This window comes from Psychrobacter immobilis (genome assembly GCF_904846175.1).
Lineage (GTDB): Bacteria > Pseudomonadota > Gammaproteobacteria > Pseudomonadales > Moraxellaceae > Psychrobacter > Psychrobacter immobilis_E.
Map to the genome: position 1 here is coordinate 87,811 of NZ_CAJGZM010000008.1, position 25,623 is coordinate 113,433.

Sequence of the window (25,623 nt, forward strand, 5' to 3'; positions counted from 1 at the left end):
TAGCCCATTTATAAAGTTTTTATGAGCTTGATATTAAATAGCGTTTAAGCAGTCAGTTTTAGAGTAACGTCCGAGCACATAAAGGACATGGCTACCCACGCTGTGTCCTTTAGCGCTTAAGCAGACCAATAATAAATACATTTGATATCACGTGGCACTTATGATCAGTAGTTAAGTGCCATCAGTTAGGCAATAGGACATCACTATGAGTGCAACAACTTCTCCTGCCAGCAAACCTGTTAATAAAAAAGGTTGGCTGACGCGTTTGCGCCAGCGCAATGTGCTACCAGGGTTTGGACTAAGCATGGGCATCACTGTCTTTAGCTTATCATTACTGGTGGTGCTACCGTTTGCCATGATGGCCTATACCACCACACAGATGGGCTGGACGGGCTTTTGGGAAACCATTACTCAGCCGCAAGTTACCGCTGCTATCAAACTCAGTTTATGGATGTCGTTTTTAGCGATGCTCACCAATATGGTATTTGGTACGCTAGTCGCTTGGGTGCTCGTGCGCTACGAGTTTTGGGGTAAATCGTTGATTAATGCCTTGGTTGATTTGCCGTTTGCGCTACCGACAGCCGTGACAGGTATTTCACTGGCGACCCTTTATGCACCTAATGGCTTGATTGGTCAGTGGTTTGCCAAGTTTGATATTCAAGTCGCCTTTACGCCATTAGGTATTTGGCTCGCTTTAGTAGTCGTGAGTTTTCCATTTATCGTCCGTGCGGTACAGCCAGTATTGGCAGAATTGTCCGTTGAATTTGAAGAGGCAGCGGCAGTACTGGGTGCCAATCGTTTTACGACCTTTCGTAAAGTCATTTTACCTGAGCTATTGCCCGCATTATTAATGGGCGCTGGCATGATGTTTGCCCGTGCCACTGGCGAGTATGGCTCGGTAATTTTTATCGCGGGTAATATTCCAATGCAGTCTGAGATTTTGCCATTAATCATTATCAGTAAGCTTGAACAGTTTGATGTTCAAGGCGCATCAGCCGTTGCACTCTTTATGCTACTGATTTCATTTGTGATTTTACTGACCATTAATATCGTACAGTGGAAGCTGTCGCGCCGCGTAGGAGCCCGCTAATGCAAATCTCTAATAGCTACGACTACCAAAGCAACCCAGCGACTAAAGACACGCCATGGATACGCCGTACCTTTATTACCATCGCGGTGTTATTTATGGTCATCATGTTGGTCGTGCCACTGCTGGCGGTATTCTATGAAGCCTTTAAAAACGGTTGGCAGTTATATATTGCATCACTGGTTGACCCTGAAGCCTTGCAAGCGATTAAACTCACTTTAATTACTGCGGCGATTGTATTGCCGATTAACATGGTGATGGGTATTGCGATAGCTTGGCTAGTGACCCGCTATCAGTTTAAAGGTAAGCAGCTGGTAACGACCTTGCTTGATTTACCGTTTTCGGTATCGCCGGTGGTCGCCGGTTTGATGTTTGTCCTATTGTTCGGGCTGAACTCTACGATTGGTGGCTGGCTTGAAAGCATGGGCTTTCAAGTAATCTACGCCGTACCCGGTATTATTTTAGCCACGTTATTTGTCACCTTTCCGTTTGTGGCACGTGAGCTGATACCACTGATGCAAACCCAAGGTGATAGTGAAGAGCAAGCGGCATTAACCCTAGGCGCTACAGGCTGGCAGACCTTTTGGCATGTGACGCTACCCAATATCAAATGGGCGCTGCTGTATGGCCTTATTTTGACCAATGCGCGGGCGATGGGTGAGTTTGGCGCGGTCAGCGTGGTATCCGGTCATATTCGCGGTGAAACCAATACTATGCCGCTATTGGTTGAGATTGCTTATAACGATTATAACTTTACCGCCGCTTTTGCTTTATCCAGTTTACTTGCTGGCTTGGCGCTGGTAACGCTGCTGATACAACAAGTAATGACCAAGCTGCAAGATCGCAAATTTGCCAAGTCTGAGCGTTTAGCAAGTGCGCCTGAATTGCCGGTTAGTGCCAATGCTAGCAATGCATCAAATGCTAAAGATGCAACCTTGGCAGAAAGCACAGGTCGTCTATAAGAAATCGCTTCACAAAGCAGGCATCATAAAACCATCTGCCGCCCGTATTAAGACGTTAAGCCAAAAATATAATAAGAGAACCCACTATGAGCATTGAGATTCGCAACGTTAATAAAAAATTCGGTAATTTTACCGCCTTAGATGATATTAATATCACCGTGCCAACAGGCAAGTTGACGACTTTGCTTGGTCCGTCAGGCTGCGGTAAAACTACCTTGCTGCGTATCATTGCTGGTCTAGAATACGCGGACTCTGGGCAAATATTGTTTGATGAGTTAGATGTCACTAATACGCCGGTGCAAAAGCGCCATATCGGCTTTATGTTTCAGCATTATGCCTTATTTCGCCACAAAAACATCGCCGATAATGTCGGCTTTGGCTTAACTTTACTGCCAAAAAATGAGCGCCCAAGTAAAGCAGATATCAATAAGCGCGTTGCTGAGCTGTTAGATTTGGTGCAGTTGCCGCAAGTTGCTAATGCTTATCCGCACCAATTATCAGGTGGTCAGCGTCAACGTATTGCACTGGCACGTGCTTTGGCAGTAAAGCCAAAACTACTATTACTCGATGAACCATTTGGGGCGCTAGATGCCAAGGTACGTAAAGAGCTGCGTACTTGGCTAAAGAATATCCACCACGAGCTTGGTATTACTAGCATTATGGTAACCCACGATCAAGAAGAGGCGCGGGCGGTATCTGATGAGATTGTGGTGATGAATCATGGTCGCGTCGAGCAAGTAGGGACGTCAGAGGAGCTGATACACCAGCCAGCCAATGCTTTTGTGAGTGATTTTTTAGACTTGGTATAATCCCGAATTAAAGGCGTATTTTAAGACAAAGTTTGAAAACAAAAAAAAGACCTATAGATAATAGGTCTTTTTTTATGCGCTGAAGTATTTGTTATAAATATCTCTTAAGTCCATGCTTTTAGCATTAAATTAAGCAGGCTTTGGCATATTGATGTCTTTGGTCGATATCTGTTTATAGGTGATTTCCAAAATATCTTGGCACCATTCTGGCAGATTATCAGACACCTCGTACCACATCCATGTCCCATCACGAACACAGCTCAAGATACCCAATTTTTTCAAATGATTCAAGTGACGCGAGATGGTCGGTTGCGGTTGATCCAGTATTTCTACCAGCTCACCAACACAGCGCGACTCTTTGTTAAATAAGATTTGAAAAATCTTTAAGCGCGTTGGGTCAGACAGTACTTTAAATAACTCAAGCGGCTGTATCGTAGAATTATTATTAGACATAGAACAATTCCAATATAGATTTAATTAATAGGGGGTCAATATAACAGCAGTCATCGGTAAAATCGATTAAAAAATGAGCAAATTTACAGTTCGTCGCCATTTTACTACCTTTGATACTTTGTGGTTACACCTAACGCTATATGCAGTTACATGGATTAAGTAAGCGCAATATAACTATTTAGAGGTAACTGCTATGACTGATGAATATTTTAAATACTATTGTAAATGGTAATAATTATCGTTATTATAACGAATAACAAGTTAGACATTCATAGTAGGAGCCAGCACATGTACGTATGTATCTGTAACGACGTCAAAGAAAAACAAATTAAAACCGCTATTGCCTCAGGCATTGATACGTTAGACGGTTTAAAAAATACCCTTGATGTAGCGACTTGCTGTGGCTGCTGCGAACCTATGGTCAATGATTATCTTGATGAACATCATGCCAAACTTAATGTTTTAGCCTACGCCGTTTAACTGGGTTCGATTCAGACCTCTAGCGTCTCAAATCATATTCTCTATTATTAACGACCAGATCGTTAATACGCCCTAACACCAATTATATTCACTATTGCGCACTTATCCTTTCATTATACCCAAAGGATAAGTTGTGAGCGTCCATATAACTTCAGTCATCCACCGACTGCAAGCATATTTAGCAGCGCCATCAGTGATTTTGTCTATAGGCTGTGACGACTCATAAGGCGAGCTAATTATAGTTCTCAATTAGCATCTTATTCTTAGTTAATATCGTTACAAGCGATATAACGTCTGTATGCTACTATATCTGCCTAACTTTGTAAGACATTTCGTTGGTTTTAGTCCTTACTGAGTAGTTTACGAATAGTACTTTCTATATATGTATTATTGTGAATGTATCGGTAAATAAATAAAATACAGGAGTATAGGTGATGATAGGCAGCCCAAAGGTCATTGATTATTTAAATTTTTTATTAGGTGGTGAGCTTGCGGCTCGCGACCAATATTTTATTCACTCTGAGATGTACGCAGAATGGCATTACGGCAAACTGTATGACCGTATTAGCCATGAGATGCAAGATGAAACGCTACACGCCCGAGCGATTATCCGCCGTATTTTAATGTTGAGCGGTACGCCTAAGATGAGCGTCAACGATATTAATATTGGGACGACGGTCCCTGAAATGTTGCAGCTTGATCTTAATTTAGAGTATCAGGTACAGCAGCACCTTAAAGACGGCATTGCGCTTTGTGAAGCCGAACATGACTATGTGACGCGTGAGATGCTGGTTGAGCAGCTCAAAGACACTGAAGAAGATCATGCTCATTGGCTAGAGCAGCAGTTGCGCCTGATTGACATGATTGGTCTACCCAATTACTTGCAAAGTCAGATGGCGGAAGTGTTTGCTGATATTGTGTAGTGTTTTATTCGCTAAGCGCCTTTAACCGTTATTAAAAGTCATCGATATTAAAATAATATATCAATACAGGGAGATAAAAATGAAAGGGGATAAAGAGATCATTCGCACACTCAATAAAGTGCTGGGTCAGTCATTAATAGCCATTAATCAATATTTTTTGCATGCCCGTATTGCAAGGCATTGGGGCTTAGAGGCGTTGAACGACTCGCTATATAAGCAATCGATTGCTGAGATGAAGTGGTCAGATGAGCTGATTGCGCGGATTTTGTTATTAGGCGGTCTGCCAAATTTGCAAGAATTGGGTAAAGTTTTGGTCGGTGAAGATGTGCCAGAGATTATCGACTGCAACCTGCGTTTAGAGAAACAGAAATTTGCCATCATCACCGATGCCATTACGTTATGTGAGAGCAAGCGTGACTATGTCTCGCGCCAGTTACTCGTTACCCTCAAAGACGGTAACGAAGAATATCAAGACTGGTTAGAGACGCAAGAGGATTTGATTAAAGACGTAGGCGTCGAAAACTATATCCAATCGCAAATGGACGACGACAAAGCGCCTTAAAGACAGAAAAAGTAGATCAAACCTGCCAGCACATATTAAGAAGGTCAGTTAAGACTTATCTTAATCTGTGCTGGCATTTTTATGTTTAACTGTCTTTTTCGATAAAAGCTGCTCGTTTTTCGCTTGTTTTTAATGCAAACAATCAATCCATCAATACAAGCCGCGACCATCTTCAGGTTTAAGGCGTAAAAAGTATAGCCCTGAGAGAATGGTCAAGATACCTAGTATCCAATACGTGGTTTGAAACGCTACCAAGATATCAAGATCAAGTCGCTCACGCAGCAGATTTAATACCGCCGCGCCAAAGGCAATACCAAAACTAATCGCCAATTGCTGATTAACTGCCATCAAACTATTACCGCTACTGGTTTGCGTGCCTTCTAAATCACCGATGGTAATGGTATTCATCGCGCTAAACTGCATCGAATTACAAGCGCCCATGATGGTCAAGATAGGAATGAACCAAATCCAATTTGCGGCATCGTTAAATTGCGCCAAGACAATGATCAGCACACCTATCAAAAAGGTATTGACCACCAAAACCTTACGGTAGGTAAAGCGCTGAATGATTTTACTGACCCAAGGTTTGATACCGATGGCACCAACAGCGATGGGCGCGAGCAGCCAACCTGCTTGCGACGGTGAATATTCAAACACCACTTGTAGCAACAGCGGCAATAAGAAGGGTACGGCGCTGATACCTAAACGCGTGAATAAATTGCCAGTAATACCAATGCGAAAAGTACGAATACTGAATAAGCTCAGCGGAAATAGCGGGGCCAGGCGGCGTTTGGCATGCCAAACATAAGCGCCTATCAGCATACTAGCCCCTAATGCGAGCAGTAGACCGTAAAGCCCACGACCTGTCTGTGAGCCAAATTCCACAGCAAGGGTAAAACCACAAGCGGCTGCCGCAAACAATGCAAATCCTGTCCAGTCTAGACGCTTAGTATCTTCAAATAATGCCGGCACCAGTTTTTTGCCCATGATAAAACCAAAAACACCCATCGGTATATTGATTAAGAATATCCAATGCCAGCTGGTATATTGCACAATATAACCACCCAATACCGGTCCAACTAGGGGCGCGATTAACGCTGGTATTACCGCGAAGTTCATGACTGTCAAAAGCTTATTGCGTGGATAGGACTTGACCAATATCAAACGCGCGACAGGGGTCATCATCGCGCCACCAATGCCTTGTACAACGCGCGAACCAATCAAGAAATCTAATGTTGGTGAGGCGGCACACAGTAGCGAGCCAATACAAAATATGATAATGGCGTATAAGAATACGCGCCGTGTGCCATATTTGTCCGCTAAAAACCCACTGATAGGAATAAAAATTGCCAAGGTCAGCGCGTAGCTGATGACGGCCCATTGCATTTTTAACGGTGACTCACCTAAGGCTTGCGCCATTTGCGGCAGAGAGGTATTTAAGATGGTGGCATCTAAAATTTGCATAAATAACGCCACCGCTAGGACATAGGGTAGGTATTTATCTTGGGTTGGGGTTAGGGTTACCATATTGACATCACCATATCTTAAGACCATTTTTGCTAAGAGCGGTTTTCTAAAAGTGTCTTTTTAAGAGTGCTTAAAAAAGCCGATTACAGCGTCTAAAGAGACGCTAAGTTGTGCGTAGTATAAAAACAACTGTCTTTGAGTTAAAGAGTAGCAAAGTAACGATATGCACCCAGTTCTTAGAAAGTTACCTTTAAGCCAATTAGCCGCTCTTGAAAAACAGGTTACAAGACAGGGCTTTAATCAAAGCTTTAATCTTCGCTATAGTAGGTGGCTATCTAGTAAAAACCGATAAAGCAGAACGGTTTTAATAGGAAGTTTTTTGCAGAAACATAAGTGGAAATACAGCTAGCAAAGACTTCAGTTATTAAAGAGCACTCAAACAACCAATAATAAAACGACAAAAAAGCAGGTAATCTTATGAGTAATGACAATAATCAATCAAACAAGACCAGCGCATATACCCCACCTAAAGTATGGACCCAAGATAAAGAAAATGGCGGCAAGTTCGCCACTATCAATAGACCAACGGCTGGTGCCCGCCATGAGCAGAAACTGCCTGTTGGTGATGCGCCTTTACAGCTGTATTCATTGAATACACCCAATGGCGTTAAAGTAAACATTTTGTTAGAAGAGCTTGCCGAGCTTAATATTAAAGGCGCTGAGTACGATGCCTATGAAATCGATATCTCTGAGGGCGATCAGTTTGGTTCAGGATTTGTGGCTATCAACCCCAACTCTAAAATCCCTGCGCTGGTTGACTATGATGCTGACACTGAAGACGGTGAGCCTATTGCGCTTTTTGAGTCGGGTGCTATCTTGTTATATTTAGCCGAAAAGTTTGGCAAGTTTGTGCCGCCTGCTGATGGCTCGCAAAACAAAGCGCGGGCAGAGTGTCTCTCTTGGCTCATGTGGCAGATGGGCAGTGCGCCTTTCTTAGGTGGTGGCTTTGGGCATTTTTACGCCTATGCCCCTGAGCCGATGGAATATCCTATCAACCGCTATGCCATGGAGGTCAAACGCCAGCTTGATGTCTTGGATACTCATCTCGAACACCATGAGTATATGTGTGGCAATGACGAGTCTGACTATAATATTGCCGATATGATTATCTGGGCATGGTATGGTCAACTGGTACTGGGCAAGCTTTATGATGCTGGCGAGTTCTTACAAGTAGATGATTATAAGCATGTAAAGTGTTGGGCACAAAAAATTGCTGAGCGTCCAGCGGTTAAACGCGCGGTAGATTTAGTGCTTGAGCCTATTGTTTAAGCCCATTACTGAATCTCATTACTTAAGCCTGTATTTTAAGCTGTCTATCTCAACGATTATTGACGATAGCTCGCTCATCATATAGCTCAATAAAAAGTTTAATAGGAAATTTGCTTATTAACCTTTTGCTTGTTATATTCTTTATTACAAATATATATATCCATATATTGAATCGGTACTATACTTGCATCTTTACATAATGGTACATTAGTATAACAGATAGAAACATTGGTACGTTAAGATAGCAGCCACCGCCTTAATGGGCAGGTGTTGATATTTATTCTATTAATGAGTAATGATTATGAAGGATGATAATAAGACGACGCATGCATCATCACCTTTAGCGAGTGAGATGTTGGTTGATTTTGGTTATGCTAACTATGGTAGTGGTAGTCGCAATAGTGGTAGTACCAATAGCAATGTCAATCAACAGCGCCATAAAAAATCCAATCTCTTAACATATAACGCTCATCGCACAACAAACCCTATAAAAACAAAAAAGATACCCTTATTGATGACAAAGAAAATTTTATTACCTTTATTTGCAGCCATTAGCACGACTTTATTTAGTTCAACGGCGCTGGCTGGCGCGGCTGTTGATTTTAGTAACCAAGACTGGCAAGTAGCTTGTGATAATACCCGTACGTGCCGGCTGGCAGGTTACCAAGCAGAGAACAATAGTGATTTACCCGTATCTGTATTATTGGTACGCCGTGCAGGAGCCAATGCGACAGTCGATGGCAAGGTAAAACTTGGCGGCGCTAAAGAAAGCTCTGCCAAGGCACTGATGCAGCTTGGCAATCGTCATCGTATATCCTTGTTTATTAACGATAGAGATTACGGAGAAACCAAACCTTACTCAGTATCAGGAGGTCATGCAGAGCTAACCTCAGCGCAGGTAAGCGCGCTACTTGAGGCGTTAACCAAATCAAGCAAGGTTGAGCTAGTGATTCGCAACACGCGCTGGCAGCTATCGGACAAAGGTGCCAGCGCCGTCATGCTTAAAGCCGATGAAGCACAGGGCCGAGAAGGGACATCGAGCGCCTTTATCCGTACTGGTAGTTCTAGCAAATCTAGTAGCAATGTCTTGTCACCACAAGCGGCACTGTCATTAAGAATGGTAATGCCCAACCCTAAAGCCATCTCTGTCAGTAAGAAAAAATTTGCCATGCGTTCATCACAGTTATCAGAGCTGATGAAAAGCACCATGAGAGATGTAGAAAGCGACTGCCCAAACTTAACGGATAGCTCATCTTGGCGGGTCAGTCGTCTGAATAATAAGCAGCTGCTCGCTCAGCATGATTGCTGGACCGGCGCTTATAATGCCGGCACGGGTGTTTGGGTGCTTAATGACACTAAGCCTTATCAGCCAACCTTGGTAACGACCAGTGCGACAGACTATAGCAATGGCAAATTGACCTCGGTGCAAAAAGGCCGCGGGATTGGCGACTGCTTATCTAAAACTGACTGGGTATGGACGGGCCGAGCCTTTGAAAAAAGCCATGAAAGCACCACAGGCATGTGCCGCTTGATAGAGGCAGGCGGTGCTTGGCAATTGCCAACCTATGTAACGGAAGTAAAAGTGTCACGTTAATCATTAAATTTTCTTAAAGCTTTAGCTTGCTTAAACGCTAGGTTTAACATCAGCTTTTAAACATATATTAGCGCTTATACTGAATATTTTACTAGTAAATAGAAAAATAGCTACAGCTTAGCGTTTTGTTGTGCTATACTGCGTCGCCACGTTAGCATAGACTAGCGTGAATTATGAGATTGATAACATCGCCTGCGATTTTGGGTCTAGGATGACCATAAGTAATTGTTGCCGATGATTTTGTGTACTTAAATAACCCTTCATATACATATTGAAAAACACGTTATTTTTGACTCATATCTTATCTACTGACCCATATATGGGCTAGATTGGTTGTTACCAGCCTTTATCTGCTTTGGACAAAGCATAGATAATGCGCTTTTAGCAAACAAGGATGAGACACTCGGCACTACCACCAAAATACGTCAGACAGCACGAACGCCTTTATAACATTGACAAGCTTTATAAGCTTGGATTTTGATTGTTAAACCTTTTTAGGGTAAGACAATTATTTTATAAATGCAGCGTGGTGAACGGTTATCAGTGGTATGCATCAAGCTTGCTGAATTTACAGCAGCTTATACTTACCAAGGATTACTATGACTGACATCTTATCTGCTATCGCCGCTGAAAACGGCATCATCGAAAGCACTGATACCCCAAACACAACTGCAAATACCGATACTAATAATCAAGCGGCTACTACTGACGCTGCTGAAGAAAACAAAATCACTTTTGCTGAACTTAATATTGCCAAGCCAATTTTGACCGCGCTTGATCGCAGTGGTTATACCCACCCAACACCTATTCAAGAACAAGCCATTCCTTTTGCTCTAGCGGGTCGCGACTTATTATTGTCAGCGCAAACCGGTAGTGGTAAAACGGCGGCATTTGTTATCCCAGTACTTGACCGTTTAAGCCGTGCCACTAGCTTTGACAAATTAACCAAAGCTCTTATCCTAACGCCAACGCGTGAACTTGCTCAGCAAGTACATGACAGTGTGCGTACGTATTCTAAAGACATGCGCGGTTTGTTCTGTGTGCCATTAGTAGGCGGCGCACCTTACAACGGTCAGATTACGGCTTTGAAAAAAGGCGTTCAAGTGATTGTTGCGACCCCTGGTCGTTTACTTGACCATATCAATGCCGGTCGCGTTGATTTATCAAGCCTTGAAATATTGGTACTTGATGAAGCTGACCGTATGCTAGACATGGGTTTTGCTGATGATATCAGTGACATCTTGCGTGCTGCACCGACTGATCGTCAGACGATTATGTGTTCAGCAACTTGGGATGGTCCTGTTGGCAAGATTGCTGCTAGCTTCACCAAAAACCCTGAGCGTGTTTCAATCAAAGTTGAATCAGCACACATCGAAGAAAAAGTGTATTACTGTGACGATTTTGATCATAAAAACCGTTTGCTTGACAAAATTGTTTGCGATAAAGAGATGGAACAAGTCATCATCTTTGCTGCAACCAAACGTAGTACTGAAAAATTAGCCAAATCTCTACAAGAGCAAGGCCATAAAGCCAGCTTCCTACATGGTGACTTGCCACAAAGCAAGCGTAACCGTATCGTTCAAGACTTGCGTAATGGTAAATGTAAAATCTTAGTAGCGACTGACGTTGCTGCTCGTGGTCTTGACGTGCCAGCACTATCGCACGTAATTAACTATGACTTGCCACGTCAAACAGAAGACTACGTGCATCGTATCGGTCGTTGTGGCCGTGCCGGTCGTACTGGTATTGCTATCAGCTTATGTAGCATGGATGATCGTCCACAGCTAAACGCTATCAACCGTTATTTAGATCGCAAAATGGAAGTATCGGTCATCGAAGGCATGGAGCCTAAGAAGACTTATGTACCTAGCGAAAACAAAGGTAATGGTCGTGGTCGCGGTCGCGGTCGCTCAAGTGGCGGTGGTAATGGTCAAGGCCGTGGTCGTTCAAGCGGTGGCTATCAAGGCAATCCTGCTAATGCTCGTGGTCGTTCAAGCGACAGCGCACCGACTGGTCAACGCGCTAGCAATGATAGCGGTTATCAAGGTAAGCCACGTGATTCATCTGGCAAACCAAATGAGCGTTCAGGTGGCAAGCCATACCAAGGCAAACGCACTGGTGCTCCTAGCCGTGGTGATAGCACTGGCGTTCCACGCGGTGAGCGTGCTGCAACGGGTCGTGGTCGTCCAAGTGGCAGCCAAGGTCGCCCAGCTGGTCGTGCTGACAGCCGTGGTCAAGGTCGTTCAAGCGGCGGTAACCGTAGTAACAACTCGTAATATTGTTATTGTTACTGGTTAATAATGATGTTTTATTAAAATCATTGATCTAACCAATTAACTTAGCATTAAAAAGCCAGATACTTGTTATCTGGCTTTTTTGTGCGTCATGGTTTTATAGTAAGGCGGCTCTATTTCATTTCAATAATAAAACATCGATAAAAAATCAACAATGCAAGATCGTTGCTTGCACGTCTTTTTCGCCTTGTCTATACTGACAGGCTTTTATTCATCGTGTGCTGCGGAGCCATCTGATGCCCGACATCTCTCATTTAGCAATTGACAGTCTGCCATTAGCGTTTGGCATCATTATGGCTATTATCGGCTTGGTTTTTTATACCCAAGCATTGCCAGGTAAGTTTTGGCGCCGTTCTTATGCGGTATTGCCGGGTATTGTGCTGTGCTGCTTTATACCGGCAACCCTCAATAGTTTAGGTGTCTTTGCTGATGGGATCGGCTCACAGATTTATGGCTTTACCGCTACCTATCTGTTGCCCGCCAGTTTGCTACTAATGACCTTATCGATGGATGTCCCTAAAATCTTAGGCTTAGGTTGGAAAGCCATTGCGATGTTTTTTGCTGCCAGTATCGCTATCATCATTAGTGGTCCAATCAGTTTAGGTATCGCTAAGTGGATATCGCCTGAGATGTTTACCGACGATACCCTGTGGCGCGGATTTTCAGCGGTCGCGGGTAGTTGGATTGGCGGCGCCGCCAACCAAGCGGCGATGAAAGAACTATTTGGCGTCAGCGATGATTTATTTGGCATGATGATCTTGGTCGATACCACTAATGCGTCGTTATGGCTGCTAGCTATCTTGGTCATGGCCAAGCATAGCGCTAAGATAGATAAGTTTTTACGGGCGGATAGCAGTAGTATTGATAAAGTGATTGCCGCGGTCGAAAGCTATGAGCGTGACCATGCGCGTCCAGCGACCTTAAATGATTTGATGGTGATGTTTGGCTTGTGTTTTGCCATGGTTGGGGTGGCACATTTTGTGGGTGGGCAAATTGCAGGTTTCTTTGCACCTTATAGTTGGGCCGTACAATACAGCTTTGCCAGCGCATTCTTTTGGATGGTGGTGATTATTACTATCATAGGTGTCATATTCTCTTTCACCAAAATTCGCCGTCTTGACCATGTTGGTGCCTCCAAATTCGGTACGGTATTTATCTTTATATTGATTGCTGCTATCGGTATGCAAATCAATCTCGCCGGTATTGTCTCACAGTGGCGATTGCTATTAATTGGTCTATTATGGATGAGTATCCACGTCGTGATTATTTTTGCGGTAGCTAGAATGATCCGTGCACCGTTTTTCTTTTTGGCGGTCGGCTCCAACGCCAATACCGGCGGCGCGTCATCGGCACCGATTGTCGCGACTGCATTTCACCCGTCACTCGCGCCAGTTGGCGTGTTTTTGGGTATTTTAGGCTATGCGGTAGGCACCTTTGGCGGTTATATCAGTACGCAGATGATGCGGCTAGTAGTGGGGTGATAGCATTTTTATCAGTATTGACAGCTTTTATTCAGATAATCACCCAACCACTTCAAAAACTCATCGCCAGTTGTTGATACATTTAGGCGCACATGGGTTGAGGCGCGGGCATCGGGATAAAATAATTGTCCTGGTGCGACCAGCCAACCTTCGTTATAGGCATCTAATGCCAGCTGGCTGGTATCCTGCCCCGTATCTACCCAAACAAAGATACCTGCTTGTGTATGCTCAGGATAGGTAAGTCCTATCTTTGGTAATGATTGGCGCATTCGTTCATGAGCGCTATATAAATGCTGCTGTACTTTTTTAATCTGCCGGCGATATTCACCATGCGTCCATAAATGATGACAAACCCGTTCGCCAAATTCTGGCGTGTTTGAATTGCTTAAGGTTTTAATACGCAATACATCGTCGATATAGTTATCAGGACAGACCAACATGCCGACGCGCCAGCCTGACGCCATTGACTTTGAAAACCCAGTCGCATAAAACACCCGTTCAAACTGATCAAGGCTGGCATAACGCAGCACTTGACCACCCGGTACGAATGCAGCGTATAAATCGTCCTCAAAAATATAAGCATCGTACTCATGAATAAGGTTAAGTACTTGGTGCGCACGCGCAGGATGCAGGTTACAAGAGGTCGGATTATGCAGCACGCTATTGGTTAAATAGAGCTTAGGACGATGCATCGCAAACAGCTTTTGCATCTGCTCAATATTAGGCCCTTGATGGTCACGTTCTACAGAGACGACGTTTAATCCTTGTTGTTGCAAGCAGCTCGATAGCCAATACCAGCCCGGCCCATCAACGACCACCGTATCCCCAGCTTGAGTAAGCAGCCGCGCAACCATGGTCACAGCTTGCGATACCCCAGCTGTAGTAATCACATGGTCAGTATGAGTTTGCATACCCAGTGTATGCAGGTGTTGAACCAGCTGCTGACGTAGCGGCAGATAGCCGTGAACACTACCATAATCATAAATAAAGCTATCAGCTTGCTGAGTTACCTGCCGTATGGCCCATTCCATCTTCTCATTACGTACCCAGTCTCTCGGTAATGTTCCCACCCCTGGCGAACGATTATGCGGGATATCACTAAAAACTTGCTGTATCAGCCAGCGCGTATCTATTACTGGGTACTTAAATACCGTTCTTTTATCATCATTCGGCTGAACTAAATTTGCCTGCGTATTGACATAATAGCCCGAGCTGGGCTTAGCGATTAGCACACTGGTAGCCACCAATTGCTCATAAGCTTGTACCACCGTAAAGCTTGATACATGTAATAATTTCGCTAACTTTCTCACCGAGGGCACGCGTTGGTTGGGTAGGTAAATCTGCCAGTCAATACGCTGCTGCAGCCATTCAGCGACGGCGGCAGTCTTGGTTAAATTGGGATTAAGCGTATAGGTTTCGACCATAATGAATGTGCTTATCTCTTCAATGTAATGATTAATTGTAACGTTAAAAGCGACTATACACTTTGTTCACCATTAGTGAAACTGTATCGGGTCTGTTATGGCTATTTAAACTATAGTTGAGTGTATCAACAATAGTTAGAATCATACGAATGGTAGACAGAATGAATTTAACCGCAAACTTTGACGGCAGCATAACGGCATAGGTTGTATTTATACTGGTCAATTCCATCACGTCCAAATACAACAATTTAATGTCAATAAATAATCATTATTTAGGATAATCCTATGACTCCAATCCACATTGCTTTAGCCGTATTGGTTACCTTTATATGGGGTGTAAACTTTACCTTTATTGCATGGGCGCTTGAAAGCTTTCCACCATTGATGTTAACCGCTCTACGTTTTTTCTTTACTGCTGTGCCGTTGGTTTTATTCCTTAAACCGCCCAAATTCAACCGTACCTTATTTATCTATGCTATCGGTACTTTTGTTATGCAGTATGCCTTTGTATTTACCGCTATGCACCTAGGTGCATCGGCAGGATTGACAGCGCTGTTGTTGCAAGTCCAGATTTTCATCACCGTCTTGCTAGCGTATGTCATATTAGGTGAAGCGGTGAGTCGCATGCAGATTATCGGTATGCTGGTCGGTGTGCTAGGTCTGGGTGTGATTGCGCTAAACCTTGGTGGTGATATGCCCTTTGTTGGCTTTATCTGCATATTGATTGCAGCGATAGGTTGGAGCTTTGGCAATATTGCTTCAAAACAAGCCTCAACGCAGCAGAGTACCAGTAAAATCTCTACTGCCGCGCCCGTTAATAGCAACAACAAAGCTTCAAATAAAACATCGGCGCTGTCTGCGCTAGCACTGGTGGTATGGGGTGGTCTAATCGCTTGCGTGATTTTGACTCTATCTTCTCTACTATTTGAAAATGATGCATGGGCGCTTGCAACATTCACACAGGCGTCTTTCAAGTCTTGGCTATCACTTGGGTTTATTGTGTATGTCTCAACCTTGATTGGTTTTGGACTGTGGGCGCATCTGCTTAGTCAAAATATCGCCTCCAAGGTTATGCCTTTTGCTCTACTGGTGCCCTTATTCGGTATGGCAACTTCAGTGCTATTCCTAGGGGAAGTGGTGACGTGGTGGAAGATGCTAGCGATGATACTCATTTTATCTGGACTGATATTGGCTAATGTGAAGGTAGGACTGGGAAGAAAGGCTGCTCACGCATAGTAGTAAATAACTGATATTACCTCTATACCATCGATGAAGTGGCGCATAGAGTCGGTTATGGCGACCAAGGTTACTTTGCACGCATTTATAAGCAGCATTTTGGTTATTCGCCGCGAGATACTCCAAGCACAGGGTAGCTATTGTTATGTACTCTGTCATGCAGGCGCTGTATGATTTATGAAGTGAGCATAAGCGTATATATTAAGTTAAGGAAAAACCAAGATGACTGATGCTACGAATGATAAAGCAGCAAAAGTAGAGATATATGAAAGCGCTGATGGAAAGGCGCAGGTAGACGTACGTTTTGAGCAAGAGACTGTTTGGCTGTCACAAGCACAAATGACCGAGCTTTTCGGTCGTGACCAGTCAGTTATTTCGCGTCATATTGCCAATGCCATCAATGATGAAGAGATCGCTGAAAAAAGCAATATGCAAAAAATGCATATTGCAAATTCTGATCGCCCTGTGACTTTTTATGACTTAGATGTGGTTATCTCAGTGGGGTATCGCATTAAATCTCCCCAAGGTGTGCAGTTTAGACGCTGGGCAACTCAGCGCTTACGAGAATACTTAGTTCAAGGCTATACGCTCAATCAAGAGCGCTTTGATAAAAACTCAAGCGAGCTACAACAAGCGTTAAATTTAATTAGAAAAACCGCGCAAAGTCCCGAGCTTAAAACTGATGAAGGACGCGGCTTGGTTGAAATTATCAGCCGTTACACACAGACATTCTTATGGTTACAGCGCTATGATGAAGGTTTACTTGATAACCCTGCAGGGGAAGACGGAGGTATCTTACCCAGTCCGACTGAGGCGATGGCAGCGCTGACGGATTTGAAAGCACAGCTGATAGATAGGGGTGAGGCGACCGAGCTATTTGCTAAGCCTCGCGGTGATGGGTTGGACAGTGTACTGGGTAATTTAGAGCAAACGGTGTTTGGCGAGCCTGCATACCCAACCATCGAGAGTAAAGCGGCGCATCTGCTGTACTTTATGGTCAAAAACCATCCTTTTACCGATGGCAATAAACGCAGCGGCGCTTTTTTGTTTGTAGATTTTCTGCATCGTAATAATCGACTACTCAATGATAAAGGTGACATGGTTATTAATAACACGGGGCTTGCCGCATTAACCTTATTGGTCGCTGAATCTGACCCCAACCAAAAAGAAACTTTGATTAAGTTGATTATGAATATGCTGTCTTTAGAGAGTTAATAAGTAGGCTTATCATCCGTGCCACGTAATACTCATAACGCTAATAATAAAAAGCACAGTATAACGACAAAAAATTAAAGGAAATTCAATATGTTTAGCATGATAAAAGACTGGCGCGAGCAGCGCATATTGGACAACAGCGAATTTACCCAGGCTGACTGGCTGCAAGCCGCTGAGCGTATTGTGATACTTGATAGACTAAACGAGAATGAGCTAACACGCCTGTTTGAACTGGCGACGTTATTTTTGGCTAACAAGTCGATTACTGGCGCGCAGGGTTTCGAGATTACCGATGCGGTCAAGCAATCTATCGCCTTACAAGCTTGCCTGCCTATTTTAAACTTAAGCCTTGAGTGGTACGCTGGCTGGTCGGCCATTATTATTTATCCGGGTTCTTACAAAAGCGAAACCACCACCGTGGATGAGTTGGGTATCGTTCATGAGGGCAGTCAGCACCGTAGCGGCGAAGCGTGGTTGCGTGGTCCCGTCATTCTGTCGTGGAAGGATGCCAAACACTCAGGTGAGCGCGATGGTCACAACGTTGTCATTCATGAGTTTGTACATAAGCTTGATATGCTAAATGGTCGGGCCAATGGCTTTCCGCCGCTGCAACCGGATATGGATCCGGCGCGCTGGACAGAGATTATGACGCGAGATTTTGAGGATTTTCAAAGCCATCATAAATCAGGTCTTGATCGTTATGGTGCCACCAATCCAGCGGAATTTTTTGCGGTACTCAGTGAAGTATTTTTTGAGACGCCGCAAAAGCTGGTCGATGCTTATCCTGATATTTACGACATAATGGTGAAGTTTTTTCGCCAAACGCCACTTTAATCAAACGCTTCAATATTAATAATTTATGTCAGATAATGAATATATAAGCAAAAAAGTTATAAAAAGGGCAGTGTATCGATTTAATCACACTGCCCTGTGCTAGTTGTTTATGGCTTTAAACCGTCCATTGGTCATTGATGATAGCCACTAAATAACGTTTGCCTTGATAGTCATCAAATACCAAGCGCATGCCACGCCAATCCATACCGTCATACTCGTCCGTACCCTTATAATAAAAATCAACCACGTCTGACTTTGGGTAAATATCCTTTACGTTATTAATCATATTACCTCTAGACTCAAAATCATTAGTTTTTATGCGAGCATCGTTAAACTTTTTAGCATCAACCCAAGTCGCCAAATACGTCGGTAGCGGCGTGACCAATAACTCGCCAGTACCATCCAAATCACCCCAAGTAAAGCGGATTTTGGACTGTTGTAGGTATTGGGCGAATTGTTCACGGCTAAAGACCTTATCAGTCTCAGGTCGCACATACGCATACATGGAAAAACGAACGCCGCGAGTCGGGTGGATATCATTGGTTATGCGAGCAAAGTCATTAGTTGCCAGCGCACGCTGAATACGCAACGCCTGCTGTCTGAGCGTTTGCTGGCTGGTGTCAGAGATGACGGGCGCTGAGGTACTACCATTTTGCTGATTGGGTATTCTGACATTAGAATCAGCAGAAGATGAGCAGCCAGTCGCAACAAGTATGGAAGCAAAGCACGCAACAGTCGTTAATTTATACAAACCTGACTGAAAAATATTAAAACGAGATGATGACATCATAAAAATATCCTTATCGTAGCTTATTAAAATTAGAATAACTTGAAACCTAGGTAATTACTGGTTTACATCGGTGTTTGCTTATAAATAGCGATTATTTATGAATAGTACTAATAACTGTTCAAAGTTAACAATGGTGCTGTGTAAACGGATTTTTTGTTTGAAAAGCTTAATCCACATAATTATGCAGTAAGATAGTAGTTTATATGACTTTTTGTGAATATAATACATAATATATCGTAGCCGATGGAGAGTGCCATGCAGAAAACAGTATTTTCTATCATGATATTAATCATAGGGTTTTCTGCTATGGCTGCGACCGCCAATCTAACAGAGACTTTGCAGACGACGTTTGCCATGAAAGTCAAGACAATCGCTGATATGTACCAGCAAGATGTGGATAATCAAGGTCAGGACTATCCGGTGGTTTTGCAGCAATATGGCAGCCAAGAGTTACAGGCGGCAATGCAACTTGAGCAGGATTATTTTGCTAGAGAGCAAATGTCATGTCACATTGGTTATGATGTGTTATGGAGTTCGCAAGATCCTGACTATGAGCAAGATAAGCAGTTTTCAGTAACCACGCAAGGATTGGTGCAAGTCAGCTTAACGCAAGGCAATGCTGTATATTATGAATTGTCATGTAAGAGCATTGATAATGAAGTGGCTTGCCAAGTGACAGATGTCATTCTAGATGAAGACGGCAAATCTTTACGCGAGTATTTGCTAAAGAATTGTCGTTAGTTGAAATCTGAGATGTTGGTATTGATATTTAAAGTATTGAGGTTCAATGTTGGTATAAATGATATAGATATTTAAGTTCTACTAGAAACGAATGGAAAGATTCACAGATTAAAAATATTGCGTACTCAACTCTTAAGACCGCTGGTTTGTTTTCGCATAATGTATATTATGTTAAATAAGGTCTATCTTATAACTTTATCCTTTAACACTCATTGGTTACTTTTATTCTCTCTAACAAAAAGTCTACTGCTGCTTTTACTTTGGGCACTGAGTAACGCTGTTTTTGGTATAACAGATAAACAGCCATGTCAGAATTCTGAGTGATTGCTAATGGATGCTCAAACTTGAGCTCTTGTAATGCGCCCGATTCAAGATATTCAGCCAACGCCCATCTCGTGGACATTAAAATACCGTCGCCAGCGCAGGCTTTTCTTGCCAGCCATGGTCCATTGTTTGAAATCGCTACCGCTGGTCCTGAGACGTCATGCCACTGATCATCCATAAGACATAACCACGGTGTCACTCCTAATGGCGTCTTAAAATAAAGACCCTTATGTTCTCTTAATTCTAATGCATGACTCGGCACGCCATGTGCTTCCAAATAATGTGGTGACGCGACAGGAATAAAACTGTTGTCCATAAGACGTTTTGCAATTACCCGCTCATTTGGTGCGTAGCCACCGCGAATCGCAATATCGACATCATCGCGTCCAAGTGTTGATAGCTCATCACTTAAACTGACATCGAGCACAATTTGAGGATATAACGCACTAAAATCATCCAACAAAGGCAGCAATATCTTCTCGCCAAAACCCACCATTGCGCTGATGCGTAAACGCCCTATTGGTGTTGTCTGATAGCTACGAACCGTCTCTTTGCTTTGCTCTAGTTGATTCAATATGTGCTGCACATCGTTATAGTAAACTTGACCCACTTCGGTCAATTTAACGAGTCGAGTCGAACGCTTTAATAGTGTCGCACCCAAACTCTTTTCTAAATCCGACACGCGTCTTGATAATGAGGATGGCGGTACATCGAACACCTTCGCCGCTTTAGTAAAGCTGCCTGTTTCGACGACTTTACTAAAATACCGTATCGCACGCAGTTGATCCAATCCTTGTCTCCATTCAATAAATATTCAATTATTATTATATAAACATAAATATTTGGATATTTTGACTCTATTATTGTCTTAAAAGCAATAGTGATCCACATTTTACGCTATATATCACCCTATTAAAAACAGGAATAATATGTTTAGCTTGAGCATTACAACTAAAAACAACCTTCACGTTAACAACGGAATAATAATTTATGATTACTTTGCACGGTTTTGCTGCGAGCAACTATTACAATATAGTCAAACATGCTCTTTTGTATAAAGAACTGCCATTCCAAGAAAACCTTATTTTCGCTGGTAGCGATGAATTACTACGCGTCAGCCCAGTGGGCAAAGTACCCGCTATCACAACAGATGAGGGCATTACTCTTTCAGAATCGAGTGTTATTTGTGATTTTATTGAAGAGACCTACCCTGCTATACCGCTCTATCCTGAATCTGCGGCAGAGCGTGCAACTGTCCGTCAAATCATGAAAATATCGGAGCTCTATTTTGAACTGCCAAGCCGCCGCCTGATTCCTTATGTGTTTTCAGGTACCAACGCACCTGACGCCGTCAAAGAAGAAGTACGCCAATTATTAAATCGAGGCATTATTGCTTTAAATCGCTTATGTCAATTTTCACCTTGGATTGCAGGCGAACAGTTCACGATGGCTGACATTTATGTTCATTATGTAAACACAATCGTCAATGCCTTTGCCTCAACCCAACTTGACTGGGATGTGCTGGCAGAGATACCCGGCATGAAAGAATGGAATGATACGATGAGTCAATCTGACATTGCCCAAAAAATAGAGGCAGATCGCTTAGCAAATATGCCCAAATTTATGCAACACGTGAAAGCTCAAATACAAGCTACCCAATCTAAATAATGTAGCTAAGAATAAAATACAGCCCATATCAATAAAAGCAGTGATGCCACGCATCATTTGCAGGAGCAAAAACTATGACCGATAAAAATATCCAACTAGTTTCAACCATCAGTGACGACAATAAATTAACGCTATCCTTACAAGATATCGAGATGCCACAGCCTGGTGCCGATGAAGTCGTCGTTCGCATTGAAGCAGCACCATTGAACCCCTCTGACTTTGGGGTGATGTTTAGCGCAGCTGATATGTCAACTGCCGTACAATCAGGTACTGAGCAAGACCCTATCGTTACCGCTGATGTTCCCGCAAAGTTCATGCCAGCACTAAAAACACGTGTTAATAAAGACACGCCCGTGGGTAACGAAGGCGCTGGCACCGTGGTCGCAGCGGGCTCATCGGCAGCCGCACAAGCACTAATGGGCAAAATGGTTGCTGTGATTGGCGGCGGTACGTATCGTCAATACCACTGTGTCAATGTAAAAAGCTGCTTAGAATTAAAAGAAGGTACCACCGCTAAAGAAGGCGCTTCTTCTTTTGTGAATCCACTTACCGCACTAGCAATGGTTGAAACCATGCGTGCTGAGGGTCACAAAGCCATCATTCATGCAGCAGCGGCGTCTAGCCTTGGTCAAATGCTTAACCGCATTTGTATGGCTGATGGTATTGATTTGATCAATATCGTGCGTAAGGAAGAACAAGAAAAACTGTTGCGTGATATGGGCGCAAAATATGTGGTCAACTCAAGCAGTGATACGTTTATTGCGGATTTAACGGCAGCGATTGTCGAAACAGGTGCCACGATTTCATTCGACCCTATCGGCGGCGGTCAATTATCCAGCGATATTCTGAACTGTATGGAAGCGGCCATCACTGCTGATGTAGAAGAATACAACGTTTACGGCTCAAGCACGTTCAAACAAGCGTATATTTATGGTGCATTAAACCGTGGCCCTATCACCCTAAATCGTAACTTTGGTTTTGCGTGGACAGTCAATCGCCGCTTATGGTAAACAAGCCACTGGTGAGAAGTACTTAATTACACCTCAGGGCTAGTTCTTGCTTGAAGAGTGACTTTTAGGCAGTATGCGTATAGTCACTTGTACAAGCCAGCAGTTTTTAAATGAGCATCGTAACGTTGAATCCCCTTATGATTTGACGCAACTCTCTTGCATCTCATTAGATACGGCAATGAGCACATGGATCTAAATAGTCGGTAGAAATAAAAAATACTGACTTTCAGCGTAGATTAGCGAACCATTAGCGGTAAGATAAATATCTCTAGCATCAATGGTAAAAATAATAGTTCTACAAATAGAGAAGTCATCACCGTTGAATACCGCGGCATTAGGTTACGGTTTGCAAGACCGTAACCAATAGGCAACGTGAACTGCCTCGAGTACATTGGAAGCTGATTTACATGAGTCAAGGAGCAGTTAAAACCAAACATCCAGAGTGGATACAGCTTGTACATTATAAAATCAATTACAGTATTCATTCAGGTTTAGAAGCTGAGCAAAGACCTTAACGTGCTGCTTTATTGCATTCAGCCAGTTCGCTCGACTTAGCTGTCCATGCTTCACCCGCTGTATTTTTGTAATAACTAATTTTACCAATACGTGTCACTAAACTCTGGCAAGAATCCATAGATAAATTATTACCCCAAGGACCTGTTAACTGGCAACTTTTTCCATTACATTGCCAGCTAATAACAGGGCCACTTTCAATGGGTACGGTCACTTTGCCTTTATGATTGCTACCTGCCGTCCATGTGGTAGCAAAACTTGTTGATGCTAAAACTAAAAGCACACTGGCGAAGGCTGATTTTTTAAGTAAATTAAACACGACTACTCTCCTTATTTAGTTCAATTATTATTAATAAGTTGCAGCGTTTTAAATAAGTTTCGATACGGGTTCATAGCTATTTGAGTACTGAGCAGGAGATCATTCATAAACTAATAAATTTTTAGTTTATTGTCATACAACGAATCATTAGAGTAGTAGATTATTCTAATTGATTATCACATCAGATGTAACAGAGGAAAATATACCCTAATTAAATGGTTTCCAATCAAAGGTTATCACATTGCTGTTGGAACAATATCGCATCGATTTGGTTATCTTTAATCACAAGTATAAACGGTTGATCTATACTGTCAATTCCGTAGACATTCAACATAGCCCATAATCTACCAAGTATTTTTTGCGTGATTGACGGCAGGGATTATACCTATTATAGGGAGACAGAATGCTACAATAGCGCTTTTTCATTATTCAATAAATTAAGATGATAAAAATAAAGTATGCTTTAGGTTCAGCGTGGATGATTGTGGCAGCATTTTTATTCGCCTTAATGAGCATTTTGGTAAAAAATGCCGTCACCCAGCTTGATATGAACCCTTATGAGTTAGCATTTTGGCGGTCAGTTTTGCCAGCATTGATGATTTTTTGTGGGACGCTCGTGCGTCAGAAAACCCTCAAAACCCCATTTTTTTGGGGTCATATGCAGCGTAGCGTCGCAGGCACAACCGCTTTATTACTGGCGTTTTATGGGTTAAGTCAGCTGCCTTTGGCAACGTCTGTAACTCTTAACTATACCTCAGTCGTATTCATTGCCATTTTATCCATTGTTTGGTTAAAAGAAACGCCCTCGTTAAAAACATGGGTAGCGCTGTTAATGGGCTTGGGCGGTATTTGTTTGATGTTGCAACCTGCCTTTGAGTCAGACCGGTTAATTCCAACATTGATTACGCTGAGTGGCGGAATTTTTACCGCTTTTGCCCTATTACAAGTGCGAGCGTTATCGCTGATGGGCGAGCCTGCTTGGCGGATTGTGTTTTACTTTTCGGCAGTGGCGGCGGTCATTTCGGCAGCATTGGCAACGTGGGTGGGATGGCATCCACTGACTATGGCAAGCTTACCTTATATCGTCGGTATTGGTGGCGCTGGGTTGTTGGCACAGCTGGCCATGACCCACGCGTATCATGTGGGACAGAAATTTACGGTGGCAGCATTGTCTTATTTAACCGTGGTATTTGCGTCCATTTATGGGGTAGTTTTTGCGGGCGAAACCATCGGCTCATTAGAGATTTTAGGTATTGTGGCAGTGATTTTGGCAGGGATAGCCAGTAGCGTGCCTGAGAAGAAAAAAGAATTGAAATTATCTTAATCATTATCAATAATTTAAGCAGTTTTTCGGTAAGGATGCACAACCGGCAACCCTCGGCTACTGGTTAAAATCTCGATGTCTACTTGATATACTTGCTGTAAGATTTGCGGCTGTAACACTTCTTGAGGCGTACCTTGTGCTTGGATTTTACCATCTGCCAACAGCAATAATTCATCAGAAAACTGAGCGGCAAGACTTAAATCATGCAATACCATCAAGCAGATAAGTTGATGTTCTTGAGTATAATGGCTCACCTTTTGTAATAAATTAATTTGATGTGCTATGTCTAGTGCCGACACCGGCTCATCAAGGAGTAAAATTTTGGGACGACGTAGCAAGGCTTGGGCAAACATGGCAAGCTGACGCTGTCCCCCACTTAACGCACGGATAGGGCGATGGGCCAGTTCGGCAATATTTAATTGTGCCATCAGGTCAATGGCTTCACGCATCAAGTCATCGCTAATATGCCGACCCAACGCGTCCATACGCCCCAGTAACACGACCTCAAGCGTGTTAAGCTCGGAATCGGTATGACTATCTTGCGGCATATAGGCAATGGGCTTACGCCATGCCATCAGATGGGCTTTACGTTGCACGGTATCTTGATAACGGATATTGCCCGAAAACGCTAATTCACCAAAAATCGCCTTTAATAAGCTCGATTTGCCTGCCCCATTTGCCCCAAGCAACGTATATATTTTGCCTGCGTGGAACTGGGCATTGATAGCTTTGACAACGGTGAGCGAGCCACGCTGTACGGTTAAATGATCAAGTTCAAGCATTA

Annotated in this window: 25 protein-coding genes; 18 read left to right on the forward strand and 7 right to left on the reverse strand. The window is 43.2% G+C overall.

The genetic code is table 11. The features are described from left to right. The first annotated feature begins 205 nt into the window (after nt 1-205). The 3 genes from cysT to JMW39_RS10725 all read left to right on the forward strand — a co-directional run bounded on the left by cysT (nt 206) and on the right by JMW39_RS10725 (nt 2,858). Complete coding sequence (cysT, locus tag JMW39_RS10715) at nt 206-1,090, forward strand: sulfate ABC transporter permease subunit CysT (protein ID WP_183618248.1); 885 nt, start codon at nt 206-208, stop codon at nt 1,088-1,090. Further along, the gene (cysW, locus tag JMW39_RS10720) at nt 1,090-2,049 is read left to right on the forward strand and encodes a sulfate ABC transporter permease subunit CysW (RefSeq protein WP_201546453.1); all 960 of its coding nucleotides are present in this window, start codon (nt 1,090-1,092) and stop codon (nt 2,047-2,049) included. The genes cysT and cysW overlap by 1 nt, the downstream gene beginning before the upstream one ends. 86 nt (nt 2,050-2,135) lie before the next feature. Next, nucleotides 2,136-2,858 carry a sulfate/molybdate ABC transporter ATP-binding protein gene (locus JMW39_RS10725; RefSeq protein WP_183618246.1) on the forward strand — a complete coding sequence of 241 codons (723 nt, stop codon included), beginning with the start codon at nt 2,136-2,138 and terminating at the stop codon, nt 2,856-2,858. 129 nt (nt 2,859-2,987) lie between these two features. On the opposite strand, the gene JMW39_RS10730 is transcribed toward JMW39_RS10725, so the two are convergent. Beyond that, entirely contained in the window at nt 2,988-3,311 is a 324-nt protein-coding gene (locus JMW39_RS10730; protein WP_201546454.1) for an ArsR/SmtB family transcription factor, read from the reverse strand. 288 nt (nt 3,312-3,599) lie between these two features. Here JMW39_RS10730 and JMW39_RS10735 point away from each other — a divergent pair, with 288 nt between their 5' ends. The 3 genes from JMW39_RS10735 (at nt 3,600) to bfr (JMW39_RS10745) (ending at nt 5,276) form a co-directional block, all read left to right on the forward strand. After that, nucleotides 3,600-3,791, forward strand: a complete 192-nt coding sequence (locus JMW39_RS10735) for a bacterioferritin-associated ferredoxin (RefSeq protein WP_201546455.1) — start codon at nt 3,600-3,602, stop codon at nt 3,789-3,791. A 434-nt stretch (nt 3,792-4,225) separates the two neighbouring features. Next, a complete protein-coding gene (bfr, locus tag JMW39_RS10740; protein ID WP_201546456.1) occupies nt 4,226-4,714 on the forward strand; it encodes a bacterioferritin in 489 nt (162 codons plus the stop codon). Between the two features lie 79 nt (nt 4,715-4,793). Then, complete coding sequence (gene bfr / locus JMW39_RS10745) at nt 4,794-5,276, forward strand: bacterioferritin (RefSeq protein ID WP_201546457.1); 483 nt, start codon at nt 4,794-4,796, stop codon at nt 5,274-5,276. Between the two features lie 150 nt (nt 5,277-5,426). Here bfr (JMW39_RS10745) and JMW39_RS10750 read toward each other — a convergent pair whose 3' ends face one another. After that, nucleotides 5,427-6,803 carry a DHA2 family efflux MFS transporter permease subunit gene (locus tag JMW39_RS10750; protein ID WP_149489498.1) on the reverse strand — a complete coding sequence of 459 codons (1,377 nt, stop codon included), beginning with the start codon at nt 6,801-6,803 and terminating at the stop codon, nt 5,427-5,429. Nucleotides 6,804-7,220: 417 nt separating this feature from the next. Here JMW39_RS10750 and yghU point away from each other — a divergent pair, with 417 nt between their 5' ends. From yghU to JMW39_RS10770, 4 genes are all read left to right on the forward strand, one after another. After that, nucleotides 7,221-8,072: a glutathione-dependent disulfide-bond oxidoreductase gene (gene yghU, locus JMW39_RS10755; protein WP_201546458.1), complete on the forward strand. Its 852-nt coding sequence runs from the start codon at nt 7,221-7,223 to the stop codon at nt 8,070-8,072. Between the two features lie 301 nt (nt 8,073-8,373). Continuing rightward, the gene (locus JMW39_RS10760; protein WP_227679493.1) at nt 8,374-9,666 is read left to right on the forward strand and encodes a DUF1176 domain-containing protein; all 1,293 of its coding nucleotides are present in this window, start codon (nt 8,374-8,376) and stop codon (nt 9,664-9,666) included. 599 nt (nt 9,667-10,265) lie between these two features. Continuing rightward, entirely contained in the window at nt 10,266-11,942 is a 1,677-nt protein-coding gene (locus JMW39_RS10765; RefSeq protein ID WP_201546459.1) for a DEAD/DEAH box helicase, read from the forward strand. Between the two features lie 254 nt (nt 11,943-12,196). After that, the gene (locus tag JMW39_RS10770; protein WP_201546460.1) at nt 12,197-13,441 is read left to right on the forward strand and encodes a DUF819 domain-containing protein; all 1,245 of its coding nucleotides are present in this window, start codon (nt 12,197-12,199) and stop codon (nt 13,439-13,441) included. Nucleotides 13,442-13,452: 11 nt separating this feature from the next. Here the strand turns inward: JMW39_RS10770 and JMW39_RS10775 are convergent, their stop codons facing one another. Next, complete coding sequence (locus tag JMW39_RS10775; protein WP_201546461.1) at nt 13,453-14,865, reverse strand: PLP-dependent aminotransferase family protein; 1,413 nt, start codon at nt 14,863-14,865, stop codon at nt 13,453-13,455. Between the two features lie 285 nt (nt 14,866-15,150). On the opposite strand from JMW39_RS10775, the gene JMW39_RS10780 reads away from it, so the two are divergent. From JMW39_RS10780 to JMW39_RS10795, 4 genes are all read left to right on the forward strand, one after another. Further along, nucleotides 15,151-16,101, forward strand: coding sequence for an EamA family transporter (locus JMW39_RS10780; protein WP_201546462.1), 951 nt, complete (start codon nt 15,151-15,153; stop codon nt 16,099-16,101). A gap of 38 nt (nt 16,102-16,139) precedes the next feature. Next, entirely contained in the window at nt 16,140-16,238 is a 99-nt protein-coding gene (locus JMW39_RS13415; protein WP_201546463.1) for an AraC family transcriptional regulator, read from the forward strand. An 85-nt stretch (nt 16,239-16,323) separates the two neighbouring features. Next, nucleotides 16,324-17,316, forward strand: a complete 993-nt coding sequence (gene rhuM / locus JMW39_RS10790; RefSeq protein WP_201546464.1) for a RhuM family protein — start codon at nt 16,324-16,326, stop codon at nt 17,314-17,316. A gap of 90 nt (nt 17,317-17,406) precedes the next feature. Beyond that, nucleotides 17,407-18,150 carry a zinc-dependent peptidase gene (locus tag JMW39_RS10795; RefSeq protein WP_201546465.1) on the forward strand — a complete coding sequence of 248 codons (744 nt, stop codon included), beginning with the start codon at nt 17,407-17,409 and terminating at the stop codon, nt 18,148-18,150. 115 nt (nt 18,151-18,265) lie between these two features. Here JMW39_RS10795 and JMW39_RS10800 read toward each other — a convergent pair whose 3' ends face one another. Further along, complete coding sequence (locus tag JMW39_RS10800) at nt 18,266-18,940, reverse strand: hypothetical protein (protein WP_201546466.1); 675 nt, start codon at nt 18,938-18,940, stop codon at nt 18,266-18,268. Between the two features lie 255 nt (nt 18,941-19,195). Here JMW39_RS10800 and JMW39_RS10805 point away from each other — a divergent pair, with 255 nt between their 5' ends. Continuing rightward, nucleotides 19,196-19,681, forward strand: a complete 486-nt coding sequence (locus tag JMW39_RS10805; RefSeq protein ID WP_201546467.1) for a hypothetical protein — start codon at nt 19,196-19,198, stop codon at nt 19,679-19,681. A gap of 202 nt (nt 19,682-19,883) precedes the next feature. Here JMW39_RS10805 and JMW39_RS10810 read toward each other — a convergent pair whose 3' ends face one another. Next, nucleotides 19,884-20,795: a LysR family transcriptional regulator gene (locus JMW39_RS10810; RefSeq protein ID WP_201546468.1), complete on the reverse strand. Its 912-nt coding sequence runs from the start codon at nt 20,793-20,795 to the stop codon at nt 19,884-19,886. Nucleotides 20,796-20,995: 200 nt separating this feature from the next. Here JMW39_RS10810 and JMW39_RS10815 point away from each other — a divergent pair, with 200 nt between their 5' ends. Beyond that, nucleotides 20,996-21,673 (forward strand): glutathione S-transferase family protein, encoded by a 678-nt coding sequence (locus JMW39_RS10815; protein ID WP_201546469.1) that lies wholly within the window; start codon nt 20,996-20,998, stop codon nt 21,671-21,673. A gap of 74 nt (nt 21,674-21,747) precedes the next feature. Continuing rightward, nucleotides 21,748-22,683, forward strand: a complete 936-nt coding sequence (locus JMW39_RS10820) for a zinc-binding dehydrogenase (protein WP_265088455.1) — start codon at nt 21,748-21,750, stop codon at nt 22,681-22,683. A 511-nt stretch (nt 22,684-23,194) separates the two neighbouring features. Here JMW39_RS10820 and JMW39_RS10825 read toward each other — a convergent pair. Next, the gene (locus tag JMW39_RS10825; RefSeq protein WP_201546487.1) at nt 23,195-23,479 is read right to left on the reverse strand and encodes a hypothetical protein; all 285 of its coding nucleotides are present in this window, start codon (nt 23,477-23,479) and stop codon (nt 23,195-23,197) included. Nucleotides 23,480-23,993: 514 nt separating this feature from the next. On the opposite strand from JMW39_RS10825, the gene JMW39_RS10830 reads away from it, so the two are divergent. Then, complete coding sequence (locus tag JMW39_RS10830; protein ID WP_227679494.1) at nt 23,994-24,839, forward strand: DMT family transporter; 846 nt, start codon at nt 23,994-23,996, stop codon at nt 24,837-24,839. Nucleotides 24,840-24,853: 14 nt separating this feature from the next. Here JMW39_RS10830 and JMW39_RS10835 read toward each other — a convergent pair whose 3' ends face one another. Continuing rightward, nucleotides 24,854-25,621, reverse strand: a complete 768-nt coding sequence (locus JMW39_RS10835) for an ABC transporter ATP-binding protein (RefSeq protein ID WP_201546471.1) — start codon at nt 25,619-25,621, stop codon at nt 24,854-24,856. Nucleotides 25,622-25,623 lie beyond the last annotated feature (2 nt).

Excerpts from the sequence above, each read along its gene's own strand:
- JMW39_RS10750 (WP_149489498.1), bottom strand. The coding sequence starts at position 6,803 with ATGGTAACCCTAACCCCAACCCAAGATAAATACCTACCCTATGTCCTA.
- rhuM (WP_201546464.1), top strand. The coding sequence starts at position 16,324 with ATGACTGATGCTACGAATGATAAAGCAGCAAAAGTAGAGATATATGAA.
- JMW39_RS10795 (WP_201546465.1), top strand. The coding sequence starts at position 17,407 with ATGTTTAGCATGATAAAAGACTGGCGCGAGCAGCGCATATTGGACAAC.
- cysT (WP_183618248.1), top strand. The coding sequence starts at position 206 with ATGAGTGCAACAACTTCTCCTGCCAGCAAACCTGTTAATAAAAAAGGT.
- JMW39_RS10725 (WP_183618246.1), top strand. The coding sequence starts at position 2,136 with ATGAGCATTGAGATTCGCAACGTTAATAAAAAATTCGGTAATTTTACC.
- yghU (WP_201546458.1), top strand. The coding sequence starts at position 7,221 with ATGAGTAATGACAATAATCAATCAAACAAGACCAGCGCATATACCCCA.
- JMW39_RS10765 (WP_201546459.1), top strand. The coding sequence starts at position 10,266 with ATGACTGACATCTTATCTGCTATCGCCGCTGAAAACGGCATCATCGAA.
- JMW39_RS10775 (WP_201546461.1), bottom strand. The coding sequence starts at position 14,865 with ATGGTCGAAACCTATACGCTTAATCCCAATTTAACCAAGACTGCCGCC.
- JMW39_RS10770 (WP_201546460.1), top strand. The coding sequence starts at position 12,197 with ATGCCCGACATCTCTCATTTAGCAATTGACAGTCTGCCATTAGCGTTT.
- JMW39_RS10815 (WP_201546469.1), top strand. The coding sequence starts at position 20,996 with ATGATTACTTTGCACGGTTTTGCTGCGAGCAACTATTACAATATAGTC.
- JMW39_RS10835 (WP_201546471.1), bottom strand. The coding sequence starts at position 25,621 with ATGCTTGAACTTGATCATTTAACCGTACAGCGTGGCTCGCTCACCGTT.
- JMW39_RS10820 (WP_265088455.1), top strand. The coding sequence starts at position 21,748 with ATGACCGATAAAAATATCCAACTAGTTTCAACCATCAGTGACGACAAT.
- JMW39_RS10735 (WP_201546455.1), top strand. The coding sequence starts at position 3,600 with ATGTACGTATGTATCTGTAACGACGTCAAAGAAAAACAAATTAAAACC.
- JMW39_RS10805 (WP_201546467.1), top strand. The coding sequence starts at position 19,196 with ATGCAGAAAACAGTATTTTCTATCATGATATTAATCATAGGGTTTTCT.
- JMW39_RS10830 (WP_227679494.1), top strand. The coding sequence starts at position 23,994 with ATGATTGTGGCAGCATTTTTATTCGCCTTAATGAGCATTTTGGTAAAA.
- JMW39_RS10730 (WP_201546454.1), bottom strand. The coding sequence starts at position 3,311 with ATGTCTAATAATAATTCTACGATACAGCCGCTTGAGTTATTTAAAGTA.
- bfr (WP_201546457.1), top strand. The coding sequence starts at position 4,794 with ATGAAAGGGGATAAAGAGATCATTCGCACACTCAATAAAGTGCTGGGT.
- JMW39_RS10800 (WP_201546466.1), bottom strand. The coding sequence starts at position 18,940 with ATGATGTCATCATCTCGTTTTAATATTTTTCAGTCAGGTTTGTATAAA.
- JMW39_RS10780 (WP_201546462.1), top strand. The coding sequence starts at position 15,151 with ATGACTCCAATCCACATTGCTTTAGCCGTATTGGTTACCTTTATATGG.
- JMW39_RS10760 (WP_227679493.1), top strand. The coding sequence starts at position 8,374 with ATGAAGGATGATAATAAGACGACGCATGCATCATCACCTTTAGCGAGT.
- bfr (WP_201546456.1), top strand. The coding sequence starts at position 4,226 with ATGATAGGCAGCCCAAAGGTCATTGATTATTTAAATTTTTTATTAGGT.
- cysW (WP_201546453.1), top strand. The coding sequence starts at position 1,090 with ATGCAAATCTCTAATAGCTACGACTACCAAAGCAACCCAGCGACTAAA.